The organism is Faecalibacterium sp. An192, assembly GCF_002160175.1.
Classification (GTDB): Bacteria; Bacillota; Clostridia; order Oscillospirales; family Ruminococcaceae; genus Faecalibacterium.
On the sequence record NZ_NFKB01000041.1, the window covers coordinates 1 to 21,379 of the forward strand.

Annotated in this window: 22 protein-coding genes; 12 read left to right on the plus strand and 10 right to left on the minus strand. The window is 57.3% G+C overall.

Going from position 1 to position 21,379, the window contains the following annotated elements; translation table 11 throughout:
• Positions 1–126 precede the first annotated feature (126 nt).
• The gene (locus tag B5F27_RS11985; RefSeq protein WP_242962185.1) at positions 127–630 is read right to left on the minus strand and encodes an O-acetyl-ADP-ribose deacetylase; all 504 of its coding nucleotides are present in this window, start codon (positions 628–630) and stop codon (positions 127–129) included.
• Between the two features lie 183 nt (positions 631–813).
• Positions 814–1,878 carry a helix-turn-helix transcriptional regulator gene (locus B5F27_RS11990; RefSeq protein ID WP_158098246.1) on the minus strand — a complete coding sequence of 355 codons (1,065 nt, stop codon included), beginning with the start codon at positions 1,876–1,878 and terminating at the stop codon, positions 814–816.
• Between the two features lie 317 nt (positions 1,879–2,195).
• Here B5F27_RS11990 and B5F27_RS11995 point away from each other — a divergent pair, with 317 nt between their 5' ends.
• The 6 genes from B5F27_RS11995 to B5F27_RS12020 all read left to right on the plus strand — a co-directional run bounded on the left by B5F27_RS11995 (position 2,196) and on the right by B5F27_RS12020 (position 4,314).
• Positions 2,196–2,498: a DUF2089 family protein gene (locus B5F27_RS11995; protein WP_087368133.1), complete on the plus strand. Its 303-nt coding sequence runs from the start codon at positions 2,196–2,198 to the stop codon at positions 2,496–2,498.
• On the plus strand, positions 2,495–2,770 hold the full coding sequence (locus B5F27_RS12000; protein ID WP_087368049.1) for a hypothetical protein: 276 nt from the start codon (positions 2,495–2,497) through the stop codon (positions 2,768–2,770). Before B5F27_RS11995 ends, B5F27_RS12000 begins: the two co-directional genes overlap by 4 nt.
• A 22-nt stretch (positions 2,771–2,792) precedes the next feature.
• Entirely contained in the window at positions 2,793–3,068 is a 276-nt protein-coding gene (locus tag B5F27_RS12005; protein ID WP_087368052.1) for a hypothetical protein, read from the plus strand.
• A 152-nt stretch (positions 3,069–3,220) separates the two neighbouring features.
• Positions 3,221–3,643: an RNA polymerase subunit sigma-70 gene (locus B5F27_RS12010; RefSeq protein ID WP_087368055.1), complete on the plus strand. Its 423-nt coding sequence runs from the start codon at positions 3,221–3,223 to the stop codon at positions 3,641–3,643.
• Positions 3,636–3,833 (plus strand): helix-turn-helix domain-containing protein, encoded by a 198-nt coding sequence (locus tag B5F27_RS12015; RefSeq protein ID WP_087368058.1) that lies wholly within the window; start codon positions 3,636–3,638, stop codon positions 3,831–3,833. Before B5F27_RS12010 ends, B5F27_RS12015 begins: the two co-directional genes overlap by 8 nt.
• Before the next feature lie 145 nt (positions 3,834–3,978).
• Positions 3,979–4,314 (plus strand): DUF3784 domain-containing protein, encoded by a 336-nt coding sequence (locus tag B5F27_RS12020; protein WP_087368061.1) that lies wholly within the window; start codon positions 3,979–3,981, stop codon positions 4,312–4,314.
• Between the two features lie 324 nt (positions 4,315–4,638).
• Here B5F27_RS12020 and B5F27_RS12025 read toward each other — a convergent pair whose 3' ends face one another.
• The 6 genes from B5F27_RS12025 to B5F27_RS12050 all read right to left on the minus strand — a co-directional run bounded on the left by B5F27_RS12025 (position 4,639) and on the right by B5F27_RS12050 (position 10,967).
• Positions 4,639–5,163 (minus strand): sugar ABC transporter permease, encoded by a 525-nt coding sequence (locus tag B5F27_RS12025; RefSeq protein ID WP_087368064.1) that lies wholly within the window; start codon positions 5,161–5,163, stop codon positions 4,639–4,641.
• Positions 5,164–5,210: 47 nt separating this feature from the next.
• Positions 5,211–6,521, minus strand: coding sequence for an extracellular solute-binding protein (locus B5F27_RS12030; protein ID WP_087368067.1), 1,311 nt, complete (start codon positions 6,519–6,521; stop codon positions 5,211–5,213).
• A gap of 144 nt (positions 6,522–6,665) precedes the next feature.
• Positions 6,666–8,987, minus strand: coding sequence for a glycosyl hydrolase family 65 protein (locus tag B5F27_RS12035; RefSeq protein WP_087368070.1), 2,322 nt, complete (start codon positions 8,985–8,987; stop codon positions 6,666–6,668).
• 106 nt (positions 8,988–9,093) lie between these two features.
• Positions 9,094–9,324 carry a hypothetical protein gene (locus B5F27_RS16840; RefSeq protein ID WP_087368073.1) on the minus strand — a complete coding sequence of 77 codons (231 nt, stop codon included), beginning with the start codon at positions 9,322–9,324 and terminating at the stop codon, positions 9,094–9,096.
• The gene (locus B5F27_RS12045; RefSeq protein WP_087368077.1) at positions 9,248–9,823 is read right to left on the minus strand and encodes an RDD family protein; all 576 of its coding nucleotides are present in this window, start codon (positions 9,821–9,823) and stop codon (positions 9,248–9,250) included. The genes B5F27_RS16840 and B5F27_RS12045 overlap by 77 nt, the downstream gene beginning before the upstream one ends.
• A 127-nt stretch (positions 9,824–9,950) precedes the next feature.
• Positions 9,951–10,967 carry a LacI family DNA-binding transcriptional regulator gene (locus tag B5F27_RS12050; RefSeq protein ID WP_087248170.1) on the minus strand — a complete coding sequence of 339 codons (1,017 nt, stop codon included), beginning with the start codon at positions 10,965–10,967 and terminating at the stop codon, positions 9,951–9,953.
• Positions 10,968–11,452: 485 nt separating this feature from the next.
• Between B5F27_RS12050 and B5F27_RS12060 the strand changes: the two genes are divergently transcribed.
• The 6 genes from B5F27_RS12060 (at position 11,453) to B5F27_RS12085 (ending at position 20,089) form a co-directional block, all read left to right on the plus strand.
• Entirely contained in the window at positions 11,453–11,938 is a 486-nt protein-coding gene (locus tag B5F27_RS12060) for a hypothetical protein (protein WP_087368083.1), read from the plus strand.
• A 232-nt stretch (positions 11,939–12,170) separates the two neighbouring features.
• Entirely contained in the window at positions 12,171–13,901 is a 1,731-nt protein-coding gene (locus B5F27_RS12065) for an Hsp70 family protein (RefSeq protein ID WP_087368086.1), read from the plus strand.
• Positions 13,898–16,993, plus strand: a complete 3,096-nt coding sequence (locus B5F27_RS12070) for a J domain-containing protein (protein ID WP_087368089.1) — start codon at positions 13,898–13,900, stop codon at positions 16,991–16,993. Before B5F27_RS12065 ends, B5F27_RS12070 begins: the two co-directional genes overlap by 4 nt.
• A 204-nt stretch (positions 16,994–17,197) precedes the next feature.
• Positions 17,198–18,055 (plus strand): TraX family protein, encoded by an 858-nt coding sequence (locus B5F27_RS12075; RefSeq protein ID WP_087368092.1) that lies wholly within the window; start codon positions 17,198–17,200, stop codon positions 18,053–18,055.
• A 10-nt stretch (positions 18,056–18,065) separates the two neighbouring features.
• Positions 18,066–18,731 (plus strand): response regulator transcription factor, encoded by a 666-nt coding sequence (locus B5F27_RS12080; protein WP_087368095.1) that lies wholly within the window; start codon positions 18,066–18,068, stop codon positions 18,729–18,731.
• Positions 18,716–20,089 (plus strand): HAMP domain-containing sensor histidine kinase, encoded by a 1,374-nt coding sequence (locus B5F27_RS12085; protein ID WP_242962184.1) that lies wholly within the window; start codon positions 18,716–18,718, stop codon positions 20,087–20,089. Before B5F27_RS12080 ends, B5F27_RS12085 begins: the two co-directional genes overlap by 16 nt.
• Before the next feature lie 86 nt (positions 20,090–20,175).
• On the opposite strand, the gene B5F27_RS12090 is transcribed toward B5F27_RS12085, so the two are convergent.
• A complete protein-coding gene (locus B5F27_RS12090) occupies positions 20,176–20,715 on the minus strand; it encodes a flavodoxin family protein (protein ID WP_087368101.1) in 540 nt (179 codons plus the stop codon).
• A 172-nt stretch (positions 20,716–20,887) separates the two neighbouring features.
• The gene (locus B5F27_RS12095; protein WP_087368104.1) at positions 20,888–21,085 is read right to left on the minus strand and encodes a hypothetical protein; all 198 of its coding nucleotides are present in this window, start codon (positions 21,083–21,085) and stop codon (positions 20,888–20,890) included.
• Positions 21,086–21,379: the final 294 nt, after the last annotated feature.

The following is a 21,379-nucleotide window of genomic DNA, read 5'->3' on the forward strand; positions in this document are numbered from 1 at the left end:
TGGATATGTGTGTATTTTTGTCTGGACATACGAACACCCCCTGTATAGGTTTATTTTCCTACACAGGGGGCGTTTTGTCTATTGTCCGTTTTTACTGGTTCAGTTCAGAGACGCCGGGCGTTTTGTTTAGAACAGTTGGTTTTGTGCGTCGATGTAGGCGCGGAAGGTGCGGTCGTCAAACAGCACCCACTCCACCAAATCCAGCGCGCCGGGATGCTGGGTCAGAAAGTCCCGGACGGTTTGAAGGGCGATGTCTGCCGCCGGTTCCAGCGGGAAGGCATACACCCCGGTGGAAATGGAAGGGAACGCAATCCGCCGGATGCCGTGTTCCACCGCCAGCTGGAGAGAGTGGCGGTAACAGTCCGCCAGCAGCTGAGCCTCTCCGTGACGGCCGCCGGACCAGATGGGCCCCACCGTGTGGATCACATAGGGGCAGGGGAGGCGGTAGCCCCGGGTGAGCTTGGCCTGGCCGGTGGGGCAGCCGTGGAGGGTCCGGCATTCGGCCAATAACTCGGGCCCTGCGGCCCGGTGGATGGCCCCGTCCACACCGCCGCCTCCCAACAGGCTGTTGTTGGCGGCATTGACGATGGCGTCCACATCCTGCACCCGTGTAATATCCCCGCGGATCATCCGGATTTGAGGGAGAGGCAGACCGCCCTCTCCTGCGTCGGGGTGCCGCAGAATGTCGGCAGAAGAACCGTACAGATGCATCATAAAGACTACCTCCCTTGCAAAGCGATCGGAACAACCATGCTTTCAAAGCCAGTCTAACACACTTTGCCCGGCGGCGCAAGCGGAGCCCCGGAGAGCTGTTTATACGCTGGCTTTCAGCTTTTCCAGCGCCTGGGTAAAGACGGGGTATTCAAACAGCGGACGGTACTTTTCTTCGGTGGTGATGGACTGCAGCAAAAGCCGCCGCAAAGGCTGGGTGGTGGCCTGGAAACCCTCCTGCTTTTTGTAGGTGAGCCCGGGTGAGAACAGTTCCTCGTCCGGGAAGGTGACCGGCCCCAGGGCGATGTCCACATACCGGGCGAAGCAGTCGGCGGCCTGCTGAAATTCGCCCATCTGGAGATAGGCCTCCATCATGGGGGCGTCGCTCATGTCGGCCAGGCCGAAGGCCTGGGAAACAGCCCGATAGGCCTGGCACAGATGCAGCATCTGTCCGGGCCGGGACAGCAGTTTGGGATTCATCAGGGAGACAAGGCAGGTCTGGGTCTGGTTGACCAGCTTGTAGAGCTGCTTTTGGATCAGCTTGAGGGCTTCTTCCGGCTGGTCTTTTTTCAGGTGGTACAGGGCCCAGATGGAGGTGGGATCGCCCACGTGTTCCGGCAGTTCCTGCAGCAGGGCGGCGCACTGTTCCGGGTCCCCGTCCGACAGGGCCAGACTGGCCAGCTGGATGGTGGCGCTCTGCCAGTAGGCCGAGCTGCCCGAGGCGCGCAGCTCCTCCAAAAGGGCTTTTTTGCGGCTTTTCCAGAGGGATGGAATCTCGGGGGAGAACATCTGGAAGGTGTCATAGGCTGCCGCTGCGTTGAACTGGAGGGCGGCGCAGTGGGGATAGCGGTGGAGCAGTTCCTGCAGCTTTTCCTCTGCCGCCGGGCAGCCCTGCTGCATGGCAGTCTGGATGATGGCATTGATCTGCTCCACCACTTCCTGGTCGGAGAGGGTTTCTTCAAATTGCAGCAGGGTGTCCACGTTGGTGCCCAGGGCCCGGGCCAGAGGGCAGAGCAGGGCAATGTCGGGACAGGAGGCGTTGGTCTCCCACTTGCTGACGGCCGGGGCGGAAATCCCCAGCTGTGCGGCCAGCTGTTCCTGGGTCAGACCTTTGGCTTTGCGGAGAGCGGCGATGTTTTCGCCGATTTTCAGTTGATTCAGTTCCATGGTTGGCTCCTCTCGATTGTAGGTGGGCCGCGCGGTTTCTGTCTGTATTGTAACCCATCCGCCCGGCCGCCGCAAGCGAGGCGGCGTTAAGGGAAGGACAGATTTTCTTAACCGCTGGTTAATCCAAAGGGCCCGGCAGCCCGGGAGTCCAAAGAAAAAAGCCGGCGCAGAATGCTTATGTGCCATAAAGTAACACAATAGCAAAGACCAATGACAGCCACCACTATTCCTGAAATTTATTTTAATTTTCCTATTGACTTTAATTTTATTTATGGTATATTGAATATAATTAAAGTCAATAGGGAAGGAGAATTGAATTGGAGATAGATAAAATCCCTCAATGGATACTTGCATTAGACCCAGAGGACGCAACCTTTCTAAAGAACTTTGTTTTGAAATCAGGTTCACTGAAAGAAATTGCACGTTTGTACGAAGTTTCTTATCCGACAGTCCGACTTAGATTGGATAAACTCATTCAAAAAATCGAATTGAGCGACCAAAAGGAGGAAGAGCCGTTTTCAACATTTATCAAAGGGTTAGCAGTTGATTCACGAATTGATTTGGAAACTGCGAAGATTATTATCGAAAAATATAAGCAGGAAAAGGAGAAAAAATCATGAATACAGTTATGACATTGATTATCGCATTCGTTGTTATTGTACTTCACGTTTGGCTGTGTCACAGAAGCCCTAAATTTTGGTATTTAGGAGGTATCATCCCCCTTTTGTGGATTGGTGTGTTGGTATTTTTGTTTTTCAATGGCAAAATCAATTTTGGAGAAGATTGGAAAATAATTATTTTCCCGACACTTATCTTTTTCCTGTTTTGGATTCAGGGACATCAGGCAGCCAAGAAAAAGGAAATTGAAAAAATGAAAGCAAAGGATATGTAAGCACATGAAAGGAGAATTGACTATGAGAGCATTGATTATTTTAGTTATAACGTTTGCTATATTGGCAACGCAATTTTATCGGGGCGTACGAAAAAAGAAAATTTTAGGAGCAATTATTCCTCTTGTCATGACTGCGCTATTTATTACCATAAGCTTTTTGGAAAAAACAGCCGAGTACGCTATCACTGGAATTATTAGTGTAGTAGCCATTATTATCGTGTGGTTCATAGGATATTTTAAATCCGCAAAATATGAAAAATCTGAAATTGATAAAATGAAAGCAAAAGATATTCAATAAATAGCAAAGCCAGCCGAGCCAGTCAACGGTCAAGATAAACAGCGCATACGCGCTGCCGTTGACAGCCCCGCCCGCCTTTGCTGGTAGGCAATCAAGGGGCGACAGCAAGGAGTGCTGCCGCCCCGCACTATTATCAGAGAGGGGGAATTTCCATGACTGAAGATGAAGCCTACAAAGTACATATCCAGTACACGTTCAATGCTTTTTGCAAGATTGTCATTCGTCACGCAGCCATAGATAAAATTTTGAAGCTGCGCCGGAGATGGGAACGGGAAATCTCCCTTGACTATCTGATGAATGAAAAGTTTGTTCAGCTTGCCGAGCCGGAGCAGCTTGAAGAATATCTTTTTACCGCCTGCGGCCAGACCGCCGTTCTGTACCATGCGGAACTTGCCGCCGCCCTTGCCCTTTTGCCGGAGCAGGCACAGGAAGAAATTTTCCGTTATTGTTTCCTGCGCCAGCCGCAGCGCGTGATCGGCGTACATATCGGACGGACACGCAGCACAGCGGGGCGGCATATTCAGCTTGCCTTGCAGCGGTTACGGCGGCTCATGGAGGGAAAAGACCATGAGTAAACTTCTCCCCTATGAAACAATCGTCAAAGCCCATGAGGGCGACCCGGACGCAATCGACACCGTTCTTTCCCACTACGCCGGATATATCCGCTACTGTTCCAAAGTACACGGGCAGGTCAACGCCGAGGTTGAGGAATATGTGAAGCAACAGCTAATTGCCGCGCTGTTCAAGTTTCGCTTTGACCGATAAGCAAAGAACAAACACCGGCTTCCATTAGCGATTTTTCCCAGCAAGTTTACAATTCATCTATTCCCATAAGTAAGCGGCCATAGTATAATAGAGCCAGCGACAAATTGGAAGTTATCAAGGTGTTTTTATAGAAGGAGTTGAAAGTATGAATTTCTTTGAGATAGTCCTTACATTAGCAATTTCTTTGGGGGCAGTAGTGTGGGGTGTGAATATTTATAATCAAAAGGGTACATGGTTTCTTGCTGGATGGAATACAATGAGTAAAGAAGAAAAAGCAACATACAATGAGAAAGCAATATGTCATTTGTTTGGAAAATGCGTTATTTTCTGCGGAATAGGAGCATTTCTTTTATTATACGGCAGCTTTAATCACAATGATTTTGTTTTATGTGTTGGACTTGGGATAATTGCAATAATGGTTATTCTATCAATTATAATGCCTAAGATAAATCCTAAAAAATATCGTCAATACAAATCCTAAGTTATCGGGCCACCCTGACCCGAACTTTCAAAACTGAATATCAGCCGCCCACCAGCGGCCAGCGAAAGCAGTAAGTCTGAAAAAGATTTGCTGCTTTTTTTGTGTCCATTTGGCAAAATCGAAAATCACCCGTAGTAGGTAGGTGAAGCCAGAAAAAACTGCCTGCTCCGTTTGGCAAATTTCTAAGAGCGGTGGTGTGGGGAGTGAAAGGAAAAATTCTCTGCCCCGCCGGTTGCCAAAATGCTGTTGCCCGGATTACTAAGGCAAAAGAAATTTTGAAAAATCCCCGTCCAGCGGGTAGCTGGCGGCCTTTGAAATGTATCTTTAGCGGAAAGGGAAAAAGCCGCAGCCCGCGGGCAGGATGCCGGCGCGGATCAGCATCATGTTGATGGGTCCGGTGACGCTGAACATAAACATGAAGATGATGGTCAGCGCCGAGCTGGAGGTCAGGGTGGGCAGGAAGTAGACGGTGCGGAAGAAGTACTTGCCGCGGATCTTGCTGCTCAGGACGTTGGCGATGATCAGCGCGATGATGGTCTGGCAGGGAACCACCACCACCGAGAAGGACAGGGTGTTGGTCAGGGCCTTGCGGGCCGTTTCATCGGTGAACAGGCGGAGATAGTTTTCCAGCCCCATGAAGGTGTAGCTGTCGGTGAAGAGGTTGACTTTGTGAAAAGAGAGGTAGACGACAAAGATGGCTGCGATGCCGATGAAGATGCCCAGGATCACAACCGCAGGCAGCAGGAACAGATAACCCTGGCGCCATTCCTGCAGCTTGCGTTTGCTGGGACGGGTATCAAACTGGATCGCCGCAGTGCCGGGAGCTACTTCTTTGGTTGCTTTTGGCATACACGATTCCTCCGTTCCCTAGTTGAGTGGGTGGGACGCCGTGCGGCTTAGCCGGCGTTGGCGATTTCCTGATTGGCCTGGTCTTTGGCGGCCTTCAGGAATTCCGCTGCGGTCATCTCGCCGCTGACAGCCAGGGGGAAGTAGTTCTGGTATGCGGTGTTGATGATGGAGGCGTTGTTGCCCAGCTGCCAGGGCAGAGAGCAGTCGGTCATCTCGGAGTGGACCTTCCAGACGGGATCGCTGTCAATGTCCATGGCCTCGGCGGCGTCGGCACGCGGGGGCAGGCAGCCTGCGCCGGTGCACCAGATGGTCTCGCCGTCCACGCTGGTGACGTACTTGATCCAGGCGGAAGCCATGTCCTTGTTCTGGCTCAGGGTGTAGATACCGTAGCCCACGGTGTAGCTCATGGAGTACTGGGTGCCGTTGTAGCTGGGCATGGCCTTGACGCCGAAGTTGATGTCGCTGTAGTCGGTCTTGAGGGTGCCGTAGACCCAGTTGCCTTCCTCCATGATGATGGCCTTGCCGGTGCCGAAGGCCTCGCCGTTCCAGCCCAGGCCCAGGGCGCTGGGGGTCTTCCAGACGCCGGCGTCCACAAAGCTGAGGATGTACTCCATGTTCTTGACCACGCTGTCGCTGGTCAGGGTGGCGTTGCCCTCCGCGTCGCACAGGCCGTCGTTGCCGTCCTGCAGGATGCACAGGTTGCGGGACAGGTCCTGGTTGTAGGTCATGGCAGCAATCTGGTTGGGGCCATAGATCTCGTCCAGCTTGGCCTGCAGGTCCAGCAGGAACGGCATGTAATCGTCGTAGTTGTCGGGGATGTCGTCGGCGGTGTAGCCGCAGGCCTCCAGCAGGTCGATGTTGTAGTAGGTGGCCAGGGTGGAGACGTCCTTGGGAACGCACAGGGTGCCCTCGTCGTTGGTGAAGGCCTCCACCAGGTTGGGATAGAACTGGTCCAGATCGTACTCAGCAGCGTCCAGGGGATCCATCACGCCCAGAGAGCCGTAGAAGGGGAACATGCTGCCGTCCACGTAGAAGGTGTCGGGAGCGGTCTGGCCGATCAGGTCGGCCTGGAACTGGGTGTTGAAGTCGGTGTAGACCTTCAGCTCCACGGTGCAGCCGTGGTCGGCCTCAAAGTTGGTCTTCAGCTGGTTGATGGCTGCGGTCTCCTGGTCGTTGCCGCCCCAGATGCCCACGGTCAGGGTGCGGCCGGAGAAGTCGCCGGAAGCGGATGCGCTGCCGGAGGCAGCGGTGGAGCCGGCGGTCGAGGTGGACGAGGAGCTGCCGCAGGCGGTCAGCGCGGCGGCGGCCGCAGCGGCGCCGCACACAGCAAGGAACGAACGACGATTGATCTTCTTCATGGAAAAGAGCCTCCTTCAAAGTGCTTTTTGCATGGTTGCAAAAACGTTTTCGACAGCACCTATTCTATACGAAAACGTTTTCGCATTCAATTCGCTTTTTGAACAAAACCTGACTCCGTATTTTGGACATCTTGTCCGGTTATTTTACAGTTCTACGCAGATCTGGCCCTGCACCTGATAGGCTTTGCCGTAAACGGTCAGCTCCACCGTTTCGGTGCCGGTGAGATTTTCGATGTTCAGGGCGGTGTGGCTCAGGGTGATGTGGAGTTTCTGGCCGTGCCAGTAGATATAGAAGTCCAGACCGGTCCATGCGTCGGGCAGGGCGGGGTCGATGCGCAGCTTGCCGTCCAGCATCCGAACGCCGCCGAAGCCGAACACCACCGACTGCCAGATGCCCGCCAGGGAAGCGGCATGGATGCCGGCGTCGCTGGTCTTCATGTTGGGGCCCACGTCGATGGCGGCAGCGCTGGAGAACAGCTGGTAAGCCATATCCCGGTTGCCCATGTCGTTAGCCAGGATGCAGTGGGTGGACAGAGACAGGGAAGAGTCGTGGAGGGTGCGGGGTTCATAGTAGCTCCAGTTGGCGCGCTTGACGTCGGCGCTGAACTGGTTCTCCAGCAGCAGGAACATAATCAGGATGTCGGCCTGCTTGGAAACCTGCATGTGGGTGATCTGCTCCTGGTTGTAGTCGCGGTAGATGCTGCCCACGTTTTTCTGGTTCTTGTACTTGGTCAGGTCGATGTCCTTCAGGGTCAGATAGGTGCGGTCCTGGGGAATGACCAGATCCTCACGGGTCTGGGGCAGGTAGATGCGGTTCAGCTTCTCCTCCCACTGGGGCTCCAGAGCGGCCAGGCCCAGCTTTTTGTCCAGAGCGCTGTACAGCTCGGGGCGCTCGGCCTTGAGCTGGCGGCTGTACTCCAGAGCCTTGCGGATGTTCCAGGCAGCCATGTAGTTGGTGAAGGCGTTGTCGTCCACGTGCTCCTTGTACTCGTCGGGACCCACCACGTCGTTGATGTGGAGCAGCCCGTCGGTGCCTTCCTCCAGACGGCTGGCCCAGAACTTGCCGGTGTCCAGAATCAGCTCATAGCCGCAGCGGTCCATGAAATCCTGGTCGCCGGTCACCTGATAGTATTCCCATGCGCCGTAGGCCACGTCGGCGGTGATGTGCTGCTCAATGAAGCCGGACCAGATCTTGGTGGGCAGACCGGTGACGATGTCGGCAGCGCCCCAAACCGGGGTCACCTCGCCGTCGTCAATCCAGGCCGACTCCCAGGGGAACTGGGCGCCCTCGTACTGGTTGCCGGAGGCCTTCTTGTGGGCGCCGGGCAGGCTCAGCCAGCGGTACTCCTCCAGGCTGCGGGCCACTTCGGGTGCGCTGTAGATGAAGTAGGGCAGAATGAACATTTCGGTGTCCCAGAAAGTGTGGCCCTTGTAGCCCTCGCCGGACAGGCCCTTGGCGCCGATGTTCATGCGGTTGTCGTGCATGGGGGTCATGATGTACAGATGGTACTGTGAAAAGCGGATGGCCAGCTGATCAAAGGCATTCTCCGACTGGATGGTCACCGGCACGTTGTCCCAGACCTTGGCAGACCAGGCACGGGCGCTCTCAGCCAGCAGAGCATCGTAGCCCAGAGCGCAGATCCCCTTCTGACCGGCCAGAGCCTTCTCCTGCAGGGCGGAGAGCTCCAGACCCTCGCTGTCGCGGTCGCGGGAAGTGTACACGGTGGACAGCTTCTGGATGGTCAGGGTCTTGCCGGCGGGGATGGCCACCTTGAACTCCTGCTTGATGATGCGGCGGTCCATCACGATGAAGCCCTTTTCGTCCTGGGGCACGCCGTCCATGGCGAAGGAGAAGGTGGTGTGGAAGACAAAGTGAATCCCCGACTGGCCGGTGGTCTGGTTGTACTGCATGTGGCGGCCCTCAAAGAGGCGCTTGTCGCCCTCCGAGAAGTGCTGGCTGCCGCCGTTGTTCATCTGGCCGTTGATGCCGCCGGTGATGTCCAGCTCCATGTCGCCGTCCAGGGGAGTGACCTCCACTTTCTGGACGATGAGGTGCAGCCGGTCCAGAGAGACAAAACGGCTGAATACCAGCTGATACCGCTTGCCGTTGGGAGCGGTCCAGACCACCCGCCGGGTGGTCTCGCCGGTCTTGAGGTTGAGGGCCCGGTCATAGGACTCCACCTTGCCGGTCAGCAGGCTGAACCGCACCCCGTCCAGCCGCAGGTCCAGACGGGAGATGTCGGCTGCGTTGGGCAGCTCGGTGACCTCGTTGTCGTCGAATTTGTTGAAGGTGCCCGCCACAAACAGGTCCCGCTGCTCGCCGGGGTTGAATTCGTCGGTGGCGTTGCGCAGGCAGAGATAGCCGTTGCCCTGGCACATGATGGACTCACATTTGCCCAGATACTCCGGGTCAAAGCTGTCCTCAGCCACAATCCAGTCAGCAGCACGCGAATAATCCATAGCCATAAGAAAATCCTCCTTTATTTCACGCTTCGCCGATGGGCGAAAACGTTTTTGATCCGGGGTGAAAAAATAGCCCGGTTTCCGGGCACTTACGGGGAACCCCGATAAGTCAATGATAGAAATAGTAGTTGGAGATCCACACCAGGATCACCAGTCCGCACAGCTGGGACCCGGCTGCAAACAGCAGGGGAATCCCCAGCGCCCAAAAGACGATGCAGCAGACGGCTGCCAGCGGCAGATACAGGCGAATGCTCCGGGCGATGTCACTGGTGTTGGCGTATTTGCGGGCGCAGTACCAGCCCAGCAGAGCCGCCGCCAGAATGCACCCGCCCAACAGCACTGGGTTGGTGGCAACCAGCGGGTCGGTAGGTTTCAGGTGAAAAATCTCGTCCAGATTCATGCTTTTTCTCCTGTTCGGGGTCGGGCTTTTCCTCCCAGCGGAAGATCACCCGGCTGTTTCCGGCCATGTCGTGGAGGGTGGTGCCCTTGACAAACAGCATTACGGTGCTGACCAGCCCGGCAGCCCATCCCACAATGGGGATCAGGTACATGGCGCGGATCAGTTCCCGCAGGCCGGTGTAGAGAACCGTGGGCTTGCCGCCGGCCCGGTCCACCACCTTCAGGCGTCCGATCATCTTGCCCAGGGTGGCGCCGTTGTTGTACTCAATCATCAGCACCCCATAGACGGCAAAGAGAAGGCGGAACAGAAAATCAGCCGAAAGCGCGTTCGTTTTGATCCAGTACAGCAGAACAAACTGCACCGGCAGCATCAGAATCAGATAGTCGATCAGCGCACACAGCAGGCGTGTGACACCCCGCAGAACTTTATGGCTGCTCATGGACAGAACCCTCCTGTGCTCATAACGAAAACGTTTTTGGTACCCCTAGAATAGCATAGTCCCCGGCGTTTGTACATCCTCAGAATATACAAACCTGCCGGGGACTTTTTGTACAATGTATCCAGTTTCAAAGTTTGCCGCGGGCGCTGTTGCGCACCACCAGTTCATACATCATGTTGTCCACACGGACATCGGTCTTGCCTTCGATTTTTTCGTAGATGGCTTTGCCCGCCATGTATCCCATAAGATAGAAGTCCTGGCGGACCGTAGTCAGGCCGCCGTAGAGGTAGCGTGCGCTGGGAATGTCGTCAAAGCCCACCACCGCAATCTGGTCGCCCACCGTCAGGCCGCGCTCCTCGATGGCCTTGCAGGCGCCCAGCGCCATCAGGTCGCTGGCACAGAACAGGGCATCCACGCTGCTGTCCCGCTCCAAAAGATGCCGGACCCGCTGATAGGCGATGTCCTCCTGGAACCCTGCGTCCAAAACCCGGTTGGGCTGGATGGGCAGACCGGCTTCCTCCATGGCCCAGCGATAGCCGCTGCCCCGGAGGATGGCGACGTCGGCCTCGGGGCCGCCGTTCACCAGGGCGATGTTTTTGCGCCCGTTCTTAATCAGGAAGGAGACCGCCTCATAGGCGGCGCGCTCGTTGTCCATGGTGATGTCCAGGACATCCGGGTTGTCGATGCGGACGTCGATGAATGCGCAGGGGATATCAATTTCGTCCAGCTGTTTCAGGTACGGGTCGTGTAATCGGAAACCGGTACAGATCAAACCGGTCAGCTGCTTGCTGAGGCACAGAACCTTTAAGGAACGCTGGGCCTGCTGATGGCCGTCGGTTGTCATCAGAATGAATTCAATATTGTTGTCCTGGCAGGCATGGCATACGCCGCTCAAAATGCCATACACTGCACCGGAAGGGTCCATGGGGCGCAGGTCGTTGATGAGCAGACCGATCACTTTGTCCACCCGTCCGCCCATGCTGCGCCCGGCCACATTGGGCACATAGTTCATCTGGCGGGCGATTTCCTGAATATGCTTGCGGGTCTCGGGGTTGACGTCGGTATAATCGTTCAGCGCCTTGGAAACCGTTGTGATCGAAACTCCGGCTTTTTTTGCGACATCGCGAATCGTGGTTCTTTCCATCCAATCACCTCAGAAAAAGCATACCACAGTCCAGACTTTTTTCCAAGAGGGAGAGGAGCTTCCAAACAAACATTTTCGAAAAAGTTTCGCGATGGTTTCGTACCGGGACCCAAAAGCCCTGGCCCGCCCGACCGTTCAGGCCAGAGAGCCGGGGCGGATGGGGGATCGGACCGGGAGGTTGCTTCCGGGCGCGCAGGGATTGGCATTCCTTTTGCACCAGGACCACCGACACAATCAACGCAATGAAATCAGCAATCGGGCCGGCCTGCATCACGCGCAAATTGAAATGAAGGAGTGGGGTAAAAGAGGAGAAAGCCAGCCGCCTTTTGCGCGGAAAAAACCGCCCTTTGCTGCAATTTCCTTGCACAAGCAGGAGCTTTGCTGTATTCTTGACCAAAAGGCCGGGCCGTTCGGCCCGCTTTGGACAAATTGCGGAGCCTGTCTCCCGCCGCCGGAGGGCGGGAGCCAGGGGAAAGGAGCATGTTATGACGAGCCAAACCAATGAGAATGCCCTGTTGAAGACGGGGTGCATCCTGCTGATGGCGGCGGGAGCTGTTTGCCAGGCAATTGGCGTGTGGAACAGCCTTTCGGTGGGCAGACAGACCCAGAACATGGAGTCGGAAATGTACGACAACTTGAATCAGGCCATGCAGCAGCAGACCGGCGGCCAGGCCGGGGCCGATGTGGCGATTCAGGCCTTGCAGGGGTTGTCGGTTCTGGTGGCCGTTCTGTGTGTGGTGGTGCTGGCGGTGCTGCTGGTGGTGGGGCTGATGGGGCTCAAACGGATTGACAAGCCGGAGAAGTACCGCTTCTTCCTGATCTGGGGGATTGTTCTGCTGGTGTTCGGCGGCATCGGGGCGATGTTGGTGGCGGATTTTGCGTCGATCCGGGGCATCGCCAATCTGCTCTGGGCTGTGGTGGCGCCGATCCTGTTCATTGTGGGAGCCCTGCAGCAGAAAAAGGCCCTCTGACCAGGCCCAAAAGACCGGAATCATTGCATAAAAGGAACCGCGGCCGGCGGACATCGCAGACTTGCCATAGAGCCTGCGGGTGCATTATAATACAGGAAAAGACCATGCCAAGACGCTGGACAGAGCCTGACCGGAGAGCACCCACAGCATCCATGGAGGCTGGTGTCCGCCGGCCTGTATTTTGGGGCGCCCGGAGGGCGGCCCGGCGAATCGAAACAGGAGGAACAAGCCAATGGCGATGATTGGGATTGATCTGGGAACCACCAATTCCCTGGTCAGCGTCTATCGAAACGGCCGGGCCGAACTGCTCCCCAATGAACTGGGACAGTACATGACCCCCAGCTGTGTCAGCCTGCTGGAGGACGGCAGCCTTGCGGTGGGAGCCGTGGCAAAAGAGCGGCTGATAACCCATCCGGAACAAACGGTGTCGGCCTTCAAAACCTGGATGGGCACTGAGAAATCGTTCTCTCTGGGCGACAAGGAGTTTCTTCCCCATGAGCTGTCCGCCATGGTGCTGAAAAAGCTGGCCCAGAGCGCCCGCGCCGCCCTGGGCGAGGAGATCGAAGAAGCGGTCATCAGCGTGCCGGCCTACTTCAACGACAACCAGCGCTGTGCCACCCGGCTGGCGGCCCAGCTGGCAGGTCTGCCGGTGAAACGGCTCATCAATGAGCCGTCGGCTGCGGCGCTGTGCTACAGTGCGGCCCTGGGCCGCCGGGAAGGCAAGCTTTTGGTGGTGGATTTTGGCGGCGGCACCCTGGATGTAAGCGTGGTGGACTGCTTCGAGAATATGGTGGAGATTCTGGCCATTGCAGGGGACAATCACCTGGGCGGCAACGACATCGACCGGGCCATTGCCGACTATTTCTGCCGGGAAACCGGGCTGAACTGGGATGCTTTGACCCCTTCGGCCCAGCGCCAGCTGCTGGCCCTGGCGGAGCGCGGCAAAGTGGGCCTGTCCGGCATCCGCCGGGGCCTGCTGGTGTTCCAGGACGGGGACCAGAGCCTGAGCGCCCCGCTGGACGGGAAAATCTTGGCTTCCATCTGTAAGCCGGTGTTTGAACGGGTCCGCGGGGTAATTGTCCGCGCCGTGCGGGACAGCGGCATCCCGGTTTCCGCCATGGACGATGTGGTGCTGGTGGGCGGTTCCTCCCAGATGGAAGTCTTTGTGGACTATCTGGAACAGCTGTTCTCCAAGCGGCCCACCCTGGCCGCCCGGCCGGAACATATGGTGGCTCTGGGCGTGGGGCTGTGCGTGGGCATCAAACAGCGCAGCGCCGAGCTGCGGGATGTGGTCATGACGGATGTCTGTCCCTTTTCTCTGGGAGTGGCCACCTACAACAGTCAGGGGGACGTGAACCCCCATATGGCGGTTCTGATCCCCCGCAGCAGCATCCTGCCGGCCCGGCGGGCCCAGCAGTTTTATACCCTTTTTCCGGATCAGCGCCGCATCCGGCTGGAAATTTATCAGGGAGAGAACTACTATGCGGCGGACAATCTGCGGCTGGGAGAGCTGACGGTAGCCGTCCCGCCGGACGAGCCGGGCAGCCAATGGGTGCAGGTGATCTTTGCCTACGATATCAACGGCATTCTGGAAGTGACCGCAGAGAGCAGCAGCGGCGACCGCAAGCAGACGGTCATCCTGAACCCCAAACTGACCCTGTCGGAGGAAGAACTCCAACAGGAACTGGCCCGTCTGAACGCCCTGCCCACCCAGTCGGAGATCGGGGAGGAGGACCAGCTCCTGTTTGCCTGGGCGCAGCGTCTGTTTGCGGAGCTGACCGGCCCCCGCCGGCAGGAGGCGGGGTATCTGCTGCAGCGGATGCAGGAGGCCGCCCAGTCGGGGGACCCTGTCCGGCAGGCCCGGGAGCGGGAAGATACCCGCCGTCGCCTGGAGGAACTGGAGCGCTGGGCCCAGTGGGACGTATTTGAAGAACCGGCCGATGAGGAGGATGAAGAGGAATGAATCTGTGGGAAATTCTGGGCCTGGAACCCACCCGTGACCTGGGGGCCATCCGGAAAGCCTATGCCGCCAAAGCCGCCCAGTGCAGCCCCGAGGATGACCCCGAGGGCTTTTTGCAGATTCGGTGCGCCTATGAGGAGGCCTGCGCCTGGGCCCGCGGACAGGAGCAGCCGGACCAGCCGCCCCTCGAGCCTCAGCAGGCCCCGGTCAACCAGGGGACAGGGGGCTTCACCCTGGCCGAAGAGGAAGAACAGACCCGCCCCTTTGCGCATCCCGCCCTGGATCAGTTCCGGGAATTGTATGGCTCCAAACAGCGGGTAAACCGGAAACTGTGGGATCGGTATTTTACATCCATCGAGTTTCTGTCCGTCTACCGGGACCCTCGGTTCACGGCTGCTTTGCGCCAGACTGTGGAGGAGATGAAAAAGGAATGGCCGCCCATCAGCGTCTTTCAGATTCCGCTGGCGGTGGCTTACCGCTACCGCGCGGTGGAATACAAAGACCGCACCGAATTTGAGCTGGCCGCCGGGGCGGGCTTTGATGGAATCGAGGATATCCTCAAGATTGCGGCCATGGGGCCGCTGGTCCGCAAACTCCAGGGCAATGACAAAGCCCTCTCCGCCGCATATCGGGATTATGAGGCGCTGTGCGGCCTGGCCCGGCAGGAGAAGTGGGACCTGGATGCCGCCCGGCAAATGCACAAGTACGTGAGCCTGTACAGCATGGCCTATTTGAAAGAGCGCTGCGTCAACAGCGATCTGTTCACCGAGCGGAACATTGTGTCGCTCCGGGTGCTGGAGGCCTTTTTCTCCCTGTACACCCTGCCGGAGGAGGCGTATGAGATTCTGTGGAACACGTTGGAGCTGAACTCTGCCGTCATGGGCCGGGCCCAGATTCTCTACGGCAAACTGCGCCAGATTGCCCAGGAAAAGGCCCCGCAGGTCTGCGTACCGCGGGAACAGTTTGTGGAGCTTCGCTCAGCGTTTATTGAGCTGAGCGGGCAGCTCTACCATTTTGACGCCGACATGCCGCAGAACCGGGAATTGACGGACGCCTTTCTGGCGCGGTGGGATTTTCAGCGGGCCGCCCGTACCCGGATGTTTGTCCGGGATGAGATTCTGCATCACTGGTGCGGGCCCTATGACCCCCACACCGCGTATTTTCTCCGTCAGCTGATGGCTTTGTACCAGAGGGAGACGTCTTTTCCCTATGCCCGGGAAGTGGTGGAGGCTATCCAGGACAGCATCGACCAGTGGGAAAAAGAAAAGGCCCGCAAGAGGGAGCAGGAAAACCTGGGCAATCTGGCCCGGGAGGAAATCACCCTGGACTGCTGCAGCCCGCGGCATCCGCTGTTCCTGCGCTATTTCCTGCGCAACAGCTTTTACCATGCAGAGACCTCGGACGGGAAATCTCTGGCCGGCCTGCTGGACCAGCGGTTTCCGCAGGACGCCGGATGGGTCCGGCGGCTGGCGGAAAAGAAGCTGAGTCTCCCCGTCATCCTTCATCAAAAGAACATCGCAGAGGATGGGCAGGAACAGGTGGAAACTCTGGAGTTTGAAATCCGCTTCCACCAGTTTTATCTGGAATACCGCTGCGACGGTCAGCCGGTCTGCAATCCTGTGCTGCCTTTCTGGGGCTTGTGCCAGCTGGAAGATGAACTGCGGTTTCTGATGCTGCTCCCGGTCATGGGAGCCTATCAGGAAGATTTGGAACAGGTGAAGGAGATTTTGAAGGAGCGTCTGGCCCGGCTGAATCTTCCGGAAGAGGTTTTGGGGGTGGTGTCCGACGCGCTGGCCCGGGAGATCGCCTGTATGGCTCCCATGGGGGATGGGGTTGGAAGTCTTCGCCCGGCCTTCTTTGCCCGGGAAGAGGAGGACATCGCCTGTTTCTGTGAGTGGTACGGCAATGGCCGGCTGCTGACCTTCCGCCGCACTGCGGAGGGAGAGCAGATTCTGTATACCAGCTGCTATGAGGACATCCGATCCCTTCAGGAAGCCGCCCGCAGAGCGAAGAAAATTCTGGATGAAATCTTCCTCCCCGCACCGGGCCTGCGCACCATCAAGCCCGGCCTGTGCGGCTCGATTCATGCGGACTATAACGGCCAGCCCTCCCGGGACTATCCGCCGGAAGAAATCACCCAGCCCCTGCTGGAACAGCTCTTCCATGACTTTGAACAGCAGCGGGTTCATCGCCTGGTGTTTGACGGGCGTTTGGTCCTTCTCTGGGACTTTGAGGGCCAGGGCGGAACCTGCGCTTTGCTGCGGTTCTACGATGGAGACCAGAGATGGGAGGCCCTGCTGGCCAACCGGGATATGTACTGCAGCGTGGACAGCACCATGGTTCCCCAGAGCACCTTCCGGCTGGGGCATCTGCCGGTGTATCTGCTCCATCGCGGCCCGGGCAAACCGCTCCGGGCCCTGACGGCCATTCTGAGCGGCGCGCCGGAGCGCTCGGAACAATGGTCCACCAAAGTCTATCTCTACAGCGCCAAACCCTACTACTATATGGTTAAGCGGACGATTGGGTGCTTTACCCCCGAGGAGTCCAGAGGCCCCATGCTCCGCGCCCGCTATTTCATGCCCAAGACGCCCCGCCGGTTTTTCTATCAGAAGCCGGATGGTGAGCTCTGCACCCTGCCGGTGGAGGGCGCAGCCCGCATGACCCTGCAGAGCCAGCTGGCCGGTTTTGAGGCGGGCAACCAGGACTATCTGGTGATTCGCTGGCAGCTGGAGGAGGAAGGTGTGGTCCACCTGGTCCTTCTCCACGAAAAGGCCGGGACCGAGCACCGCTATCAGGCCATTGTCATTCAGGACAACTGCCAGAGCATTGACTATCTGGTGGCGGACCGGTGGGAGTACATCAACACCGACAAAAAGGTCATCAAGGCAGAATTCCAGGGGAGAAAGATTCCCCGGTACCTGATTCACTACGATATGAAGATCATCCGGGATTTTCTGGATCTGTTCTTTATCAGCATACCCAAGTTTGACCCTCTGCTGCGCAATCAGTTCGGGGCCTTTGCCAGCGGCCCCGACTACCTGACCCGTCTGGGCTTTGCAGAGCACCGGCGGAAACTTCTGCCTCCTGTTTATTAAAATACCCCCGGCACGGACTTTTCTGTGCCGGGGATTTTCATGCGGGCCTGAACGTCACCAAAGACGGTCGGGAAAACGCAGCTTGCCAAAAAAAAAGGACTGCATTCAAACAAACGTTGGGTGCAGTCTGGATTTTTTGCTTTTTCTGATACTTTCCTTAGAATCGCCTGTTACCATAGCAGCAGAGAAAGGAGATTCACTGCTATGGATGTAATACAACAGCGAACAAAGCCCGCAGGCATGACCGAGACGGGACTGAAATGGATTGCCCTGGCCGCGATGGTGCTGGACCACGTCCACTACTTTTTTGGCTTTACGGGGTGGATTCCAGAATGGTTCAGCATGGTGGGCCGGATCGGCGCGCCTCTGTTTCTGTTTTGCCTGGTGGAGGGGTTCACCCACACCCACAGCCGGAAACGCTATTTTGCCAGAGTCTATGTCCTTTCAACAGGAATGTCGGCTCTGCTGTTTCTGATGACCTATGGCGGCGTGCTGGTGCGGCCGGACGGCTTTTATCCGCTCAATGGCATGATGACCACCTTTGTGATCCTGATGGTGATGTGGCAGGGTGTGGACTGGCTGGAACAGCGAAAGCTTTTCCCGGGACTGGCGGCGGTGATTTTGCCGCTGGCATGGCCCTTCCTGGCCACCGGGCTCTCGGTAATGTTTCCCGCGCTGATGAACCCGCTGGGATTTTTGTGCTATTCCTTTGTGCCCATGTGGGGCATCACGGGGGACAGCAGCTGGCCGGTACTGGTCATGGGAATGGTGCTTTACCTGTTCCGCAAACATCGGAAGACCCAGGTGGCGGCTTTTTGCGTCTACTATATCCTCTATGGGGTGGTGTATATGGGCCTGATGGCCTCCCGGCTGCCGGGCTTTTCCTGGGGCCAGCTGTTCACCGAATACTATGAGATTTACGGCATTCTGGCTGCACCGCTGATGCTGTGGTATAATGGGAAGCGCGGCAGGGGACACAAGATGCTGTTCTATGTCTTTTACCCCGCCCATGTGTATATTTTGTATGCCCTGTCCTGGGGGCTGTATCTTGTGCTGAACTGAGGTGATAGGTGTGGCTCATATTCTGGTGGTGGATGATGACAAGGACCTCTGTACCCTGTTGAAGACTGCTCTGGAACGGGACGGCCACCAGGTGTCGGCCCATCAGAGCGGGACTGAAATAGACCAGGCCGCCTGCCGGTGGGCCGACTGCATCCTGCTGGATGTGATGATGCCGGGGGAGGATGGGTTTGCCCTGTGCCGCCGCATCCGGTCCATGGCCGACTGTCCGATTCTGTTTTTGACCGCGAAAACCGAGGAGGCCGATGTTCTGACCGGTCTGGGCATTGGCGGAGACGATTACCTGACCAAACCCTTCCGGGTTGCAGAATTGCGGGCCCGGGTGGCGGCCCATCTGCGGCGGGAACGGCGCACCCCTCACACCCGACTGCGGCGGGGAGACCTGGACTTTGACCTCAGCGAGCGGATGGTGTATCATCAGGGCGTTCCGATCCGGCTGACCCGGAGTGAATATGCCATCTGTGAACATCTGGCTATGCGTCCGGGGCAGATTTTTTCCAAAGAGCAGTTGTACCAGGCCGCCTTTGGCTATGAGGGCACAGCGGATGTCTCGGCAGTCACCGAGCATATCAAGAATATCCGGGCCAAGCTGCGCCCGGCGGGGCAGTCCCCCATTGAAACAGTCTGGGGAGTGGGGTACAAATGGAAAAACGAATGAAACGCCCGGCGGGGCTCACCATCCTGTTCTGGCGGTACCTGCTGACCACCGGTGCGGCGATTCTGGCGCTGGCGGTGCTCTGGTGGATGGGACTGGTCCTTTTGATGCAGATGAAGTTTGTCTACCCGGCCGGCACTGCCGCCGACGGGGTGGATCAACTGGTGTATGAACTGGGCGCCGGCGCAAAGACGCCGGAGGACATCCCTTATTATTATCGCTGGGCAATTTTTGATGAAGACCGCCAGCTGACCGACCCGGGCAACATGAACCGCTTGCAGCTGTCCTATGCCAAGGCTGTTCTGGCGGGGGATTCGGTGCGGCAGGGGATTTTCTATGCCCAGTACCACCGGGCGGTGCAGCTGCCCACAGGGGAACTCTGCGTGGTGCAGTACGACTATTCGATGCCCTACGGCCTGGAAAGTTTGCAGAAACATCTGCCCGAATTCCAGACCTGTGCAGTTCTGTTTTTGCTTGCGGCCTGGCTGCTGACGGGCTTTCTGCTGACCCGGCACTTTGCGGGACTGCTGCGGCGGGACGCCGCCCTGCTGACCGCTGCAACCCAGACCATTGCCAGCCGGCGGCTGGACACCCCGCTGAAGGGACAGGCCCGGGTGCGGGAATTTGGGGAGACGCTGGAGGCTATGGACCAGCTCCGGGCCAGTCTGGCCCAGTCACTGGAAAGTCAGTGGACCATGGAACAGCAGCGCCGTCTGGAGATGGCTGCCCTGACCCATGACCTCAAAACCCCGCTGACCCTGATCAGCGGCAACGCGGAATTGCTGCAAGAGGACGCGCTGAATCCATCCCAGCAGGAAATGGTGGAGACCATCCTGCGCAGTGCGGTCCGGCTGCAGGACTATGTGGCCCAGCTGCAAGCCATGACCCTGCCCGACACAGCTCCCCAGCAGGAGAAAGAGCGGGTAAGTATGGAAAGCCTCGCCGAAGGCTGGAAAGGAATGGGGCAGAGCCTCTGCGGGGCGAAACAGATTCGCTTTGCCTGCTCACCGGTTCCGGCTCTTGCGGTGTCGGTGTACCGCGCCGGCCTTGACCGAGCGGTGAGCAACCTTCTGGACAATGCAGTGCGGTATACATTGCCCGGCGGGACGGTTTCTCTTTGCATTGCGATGGAAGAGAAAACCGTCACGATTGCGGTGGAGGATACGGGCCCGGGCTTTTCGGCGGAGGCGTTGGCCAAAGGGGAACAGGCCTTCTTTACCAGCGATGCCAGCCGGCCCCGGGAGGGGCATCTGGGGCTGGGGCTTTTCTTTGCCGGGCAGATCGCCCGGAAACATGGCGGCCGCCTGCGGCTCTCCAATACTGGCCGCGGCGCCAAAGCGGAACTGATTCTCCCCATCTAAAAACAACAAACAACGGGCAGCCGGTATGTCGGCTGCCCGTTTTGCGGTTGTGGAATGGCTGTGTATGCGAGGACTGTAATGTAGAGTCAGATGTTCTTGCCGGTCTCGTAGGCCTGCTTCAGGGCGGGATGATCCTTGATGTCCCCCACGGAGGTCACGCCGCCGGCAAAAACGGTGCCGGCCAGATGGGCTTTTTCGAAGCAGTCAATCCAACCCTGTAAACCGGTGACGGTGCCGTCTACCGTGTGGGGGTCTTCTTCCGCTGCTGCGGCCAGCAGGTAGATGTCCCGGAACGAATAGTCAGCGGAGAACAGGGGATTGGAGCGATCCAGCATGGTTTTCATCTGGCCGCACATGCCGTAGTAATAGACGGGGGTGGCGAACACAATCACGTCTGCGGTCAGCATCTTCTGGGTGATGGCCGCTGCGTCGTCCTGAATGGTGCAGCGCTGGGTACTCTGGCAGGCAAGGCACCCCTGACAGAAAGAGATGGTCTTGTCGTACAGGGTGACTTTCTCTACAGAATGGCCGGCTTCCTGGGCCCCGCGGAGCAGTTCGTCCGCCAAAACGTCCGAGTTGCCGCCTTTTCTGGGGCTGGTGGAGATGATCAAAACCTTCTTGTTCATGGTACTTCCTCCCGGTTGAAACAACACTGGTAAATTAGGTATATGGCTGCTGTTATTGTACCATTGGCCGGGATGGATAGCAAATACCTATATGGAATGGCTTGCCATGCTTGGAGGCTATCGAAATCTGCCGCCGGTTCACCGTGCTCGGCGTCAGCTGCAGCGAAAAGGGTTATTTTTTCAGTTCGGCTTCGATCAGGACGTTTGCCAGCTCAAAGGCTTTGATGCGCCTCTGGGCCAGGGTGATTTGGGACTTGTAGCGCGCAGGGGTTTCCTTGGCTTCAAAGGTCTTTACGACCTCTCTCAGTTTGTGCAGGGTGGAATCAATTTGACGCTTGGCTTCGGTCAGGTCCTCTTTTGAGTATTCCATGGGGGCACACTTCCTTTTGCTTTTGGTTTAGTATATTCCAAAGTCGCATGCAGTTCAATCACAAGACAAGAAAACCGCCCGGCGGCACAGATGTGCCGTTATCTGGACGTCGGCCTGGGGAAAGGTTGAATGGAAAACAGGAGCTGCAGCCGAGAGGCTCCTGTTTTTGGATAAAGAATACTGCCGCCCTTTTCCGGTGCTGAGGGTGGTGGAAAGAATTCTTGTTTGTGAAATTAATTTGCTGTCCGGTTTGAAAATGCTGTAGATATGATAAAATGGCTTAAAAACGACGGT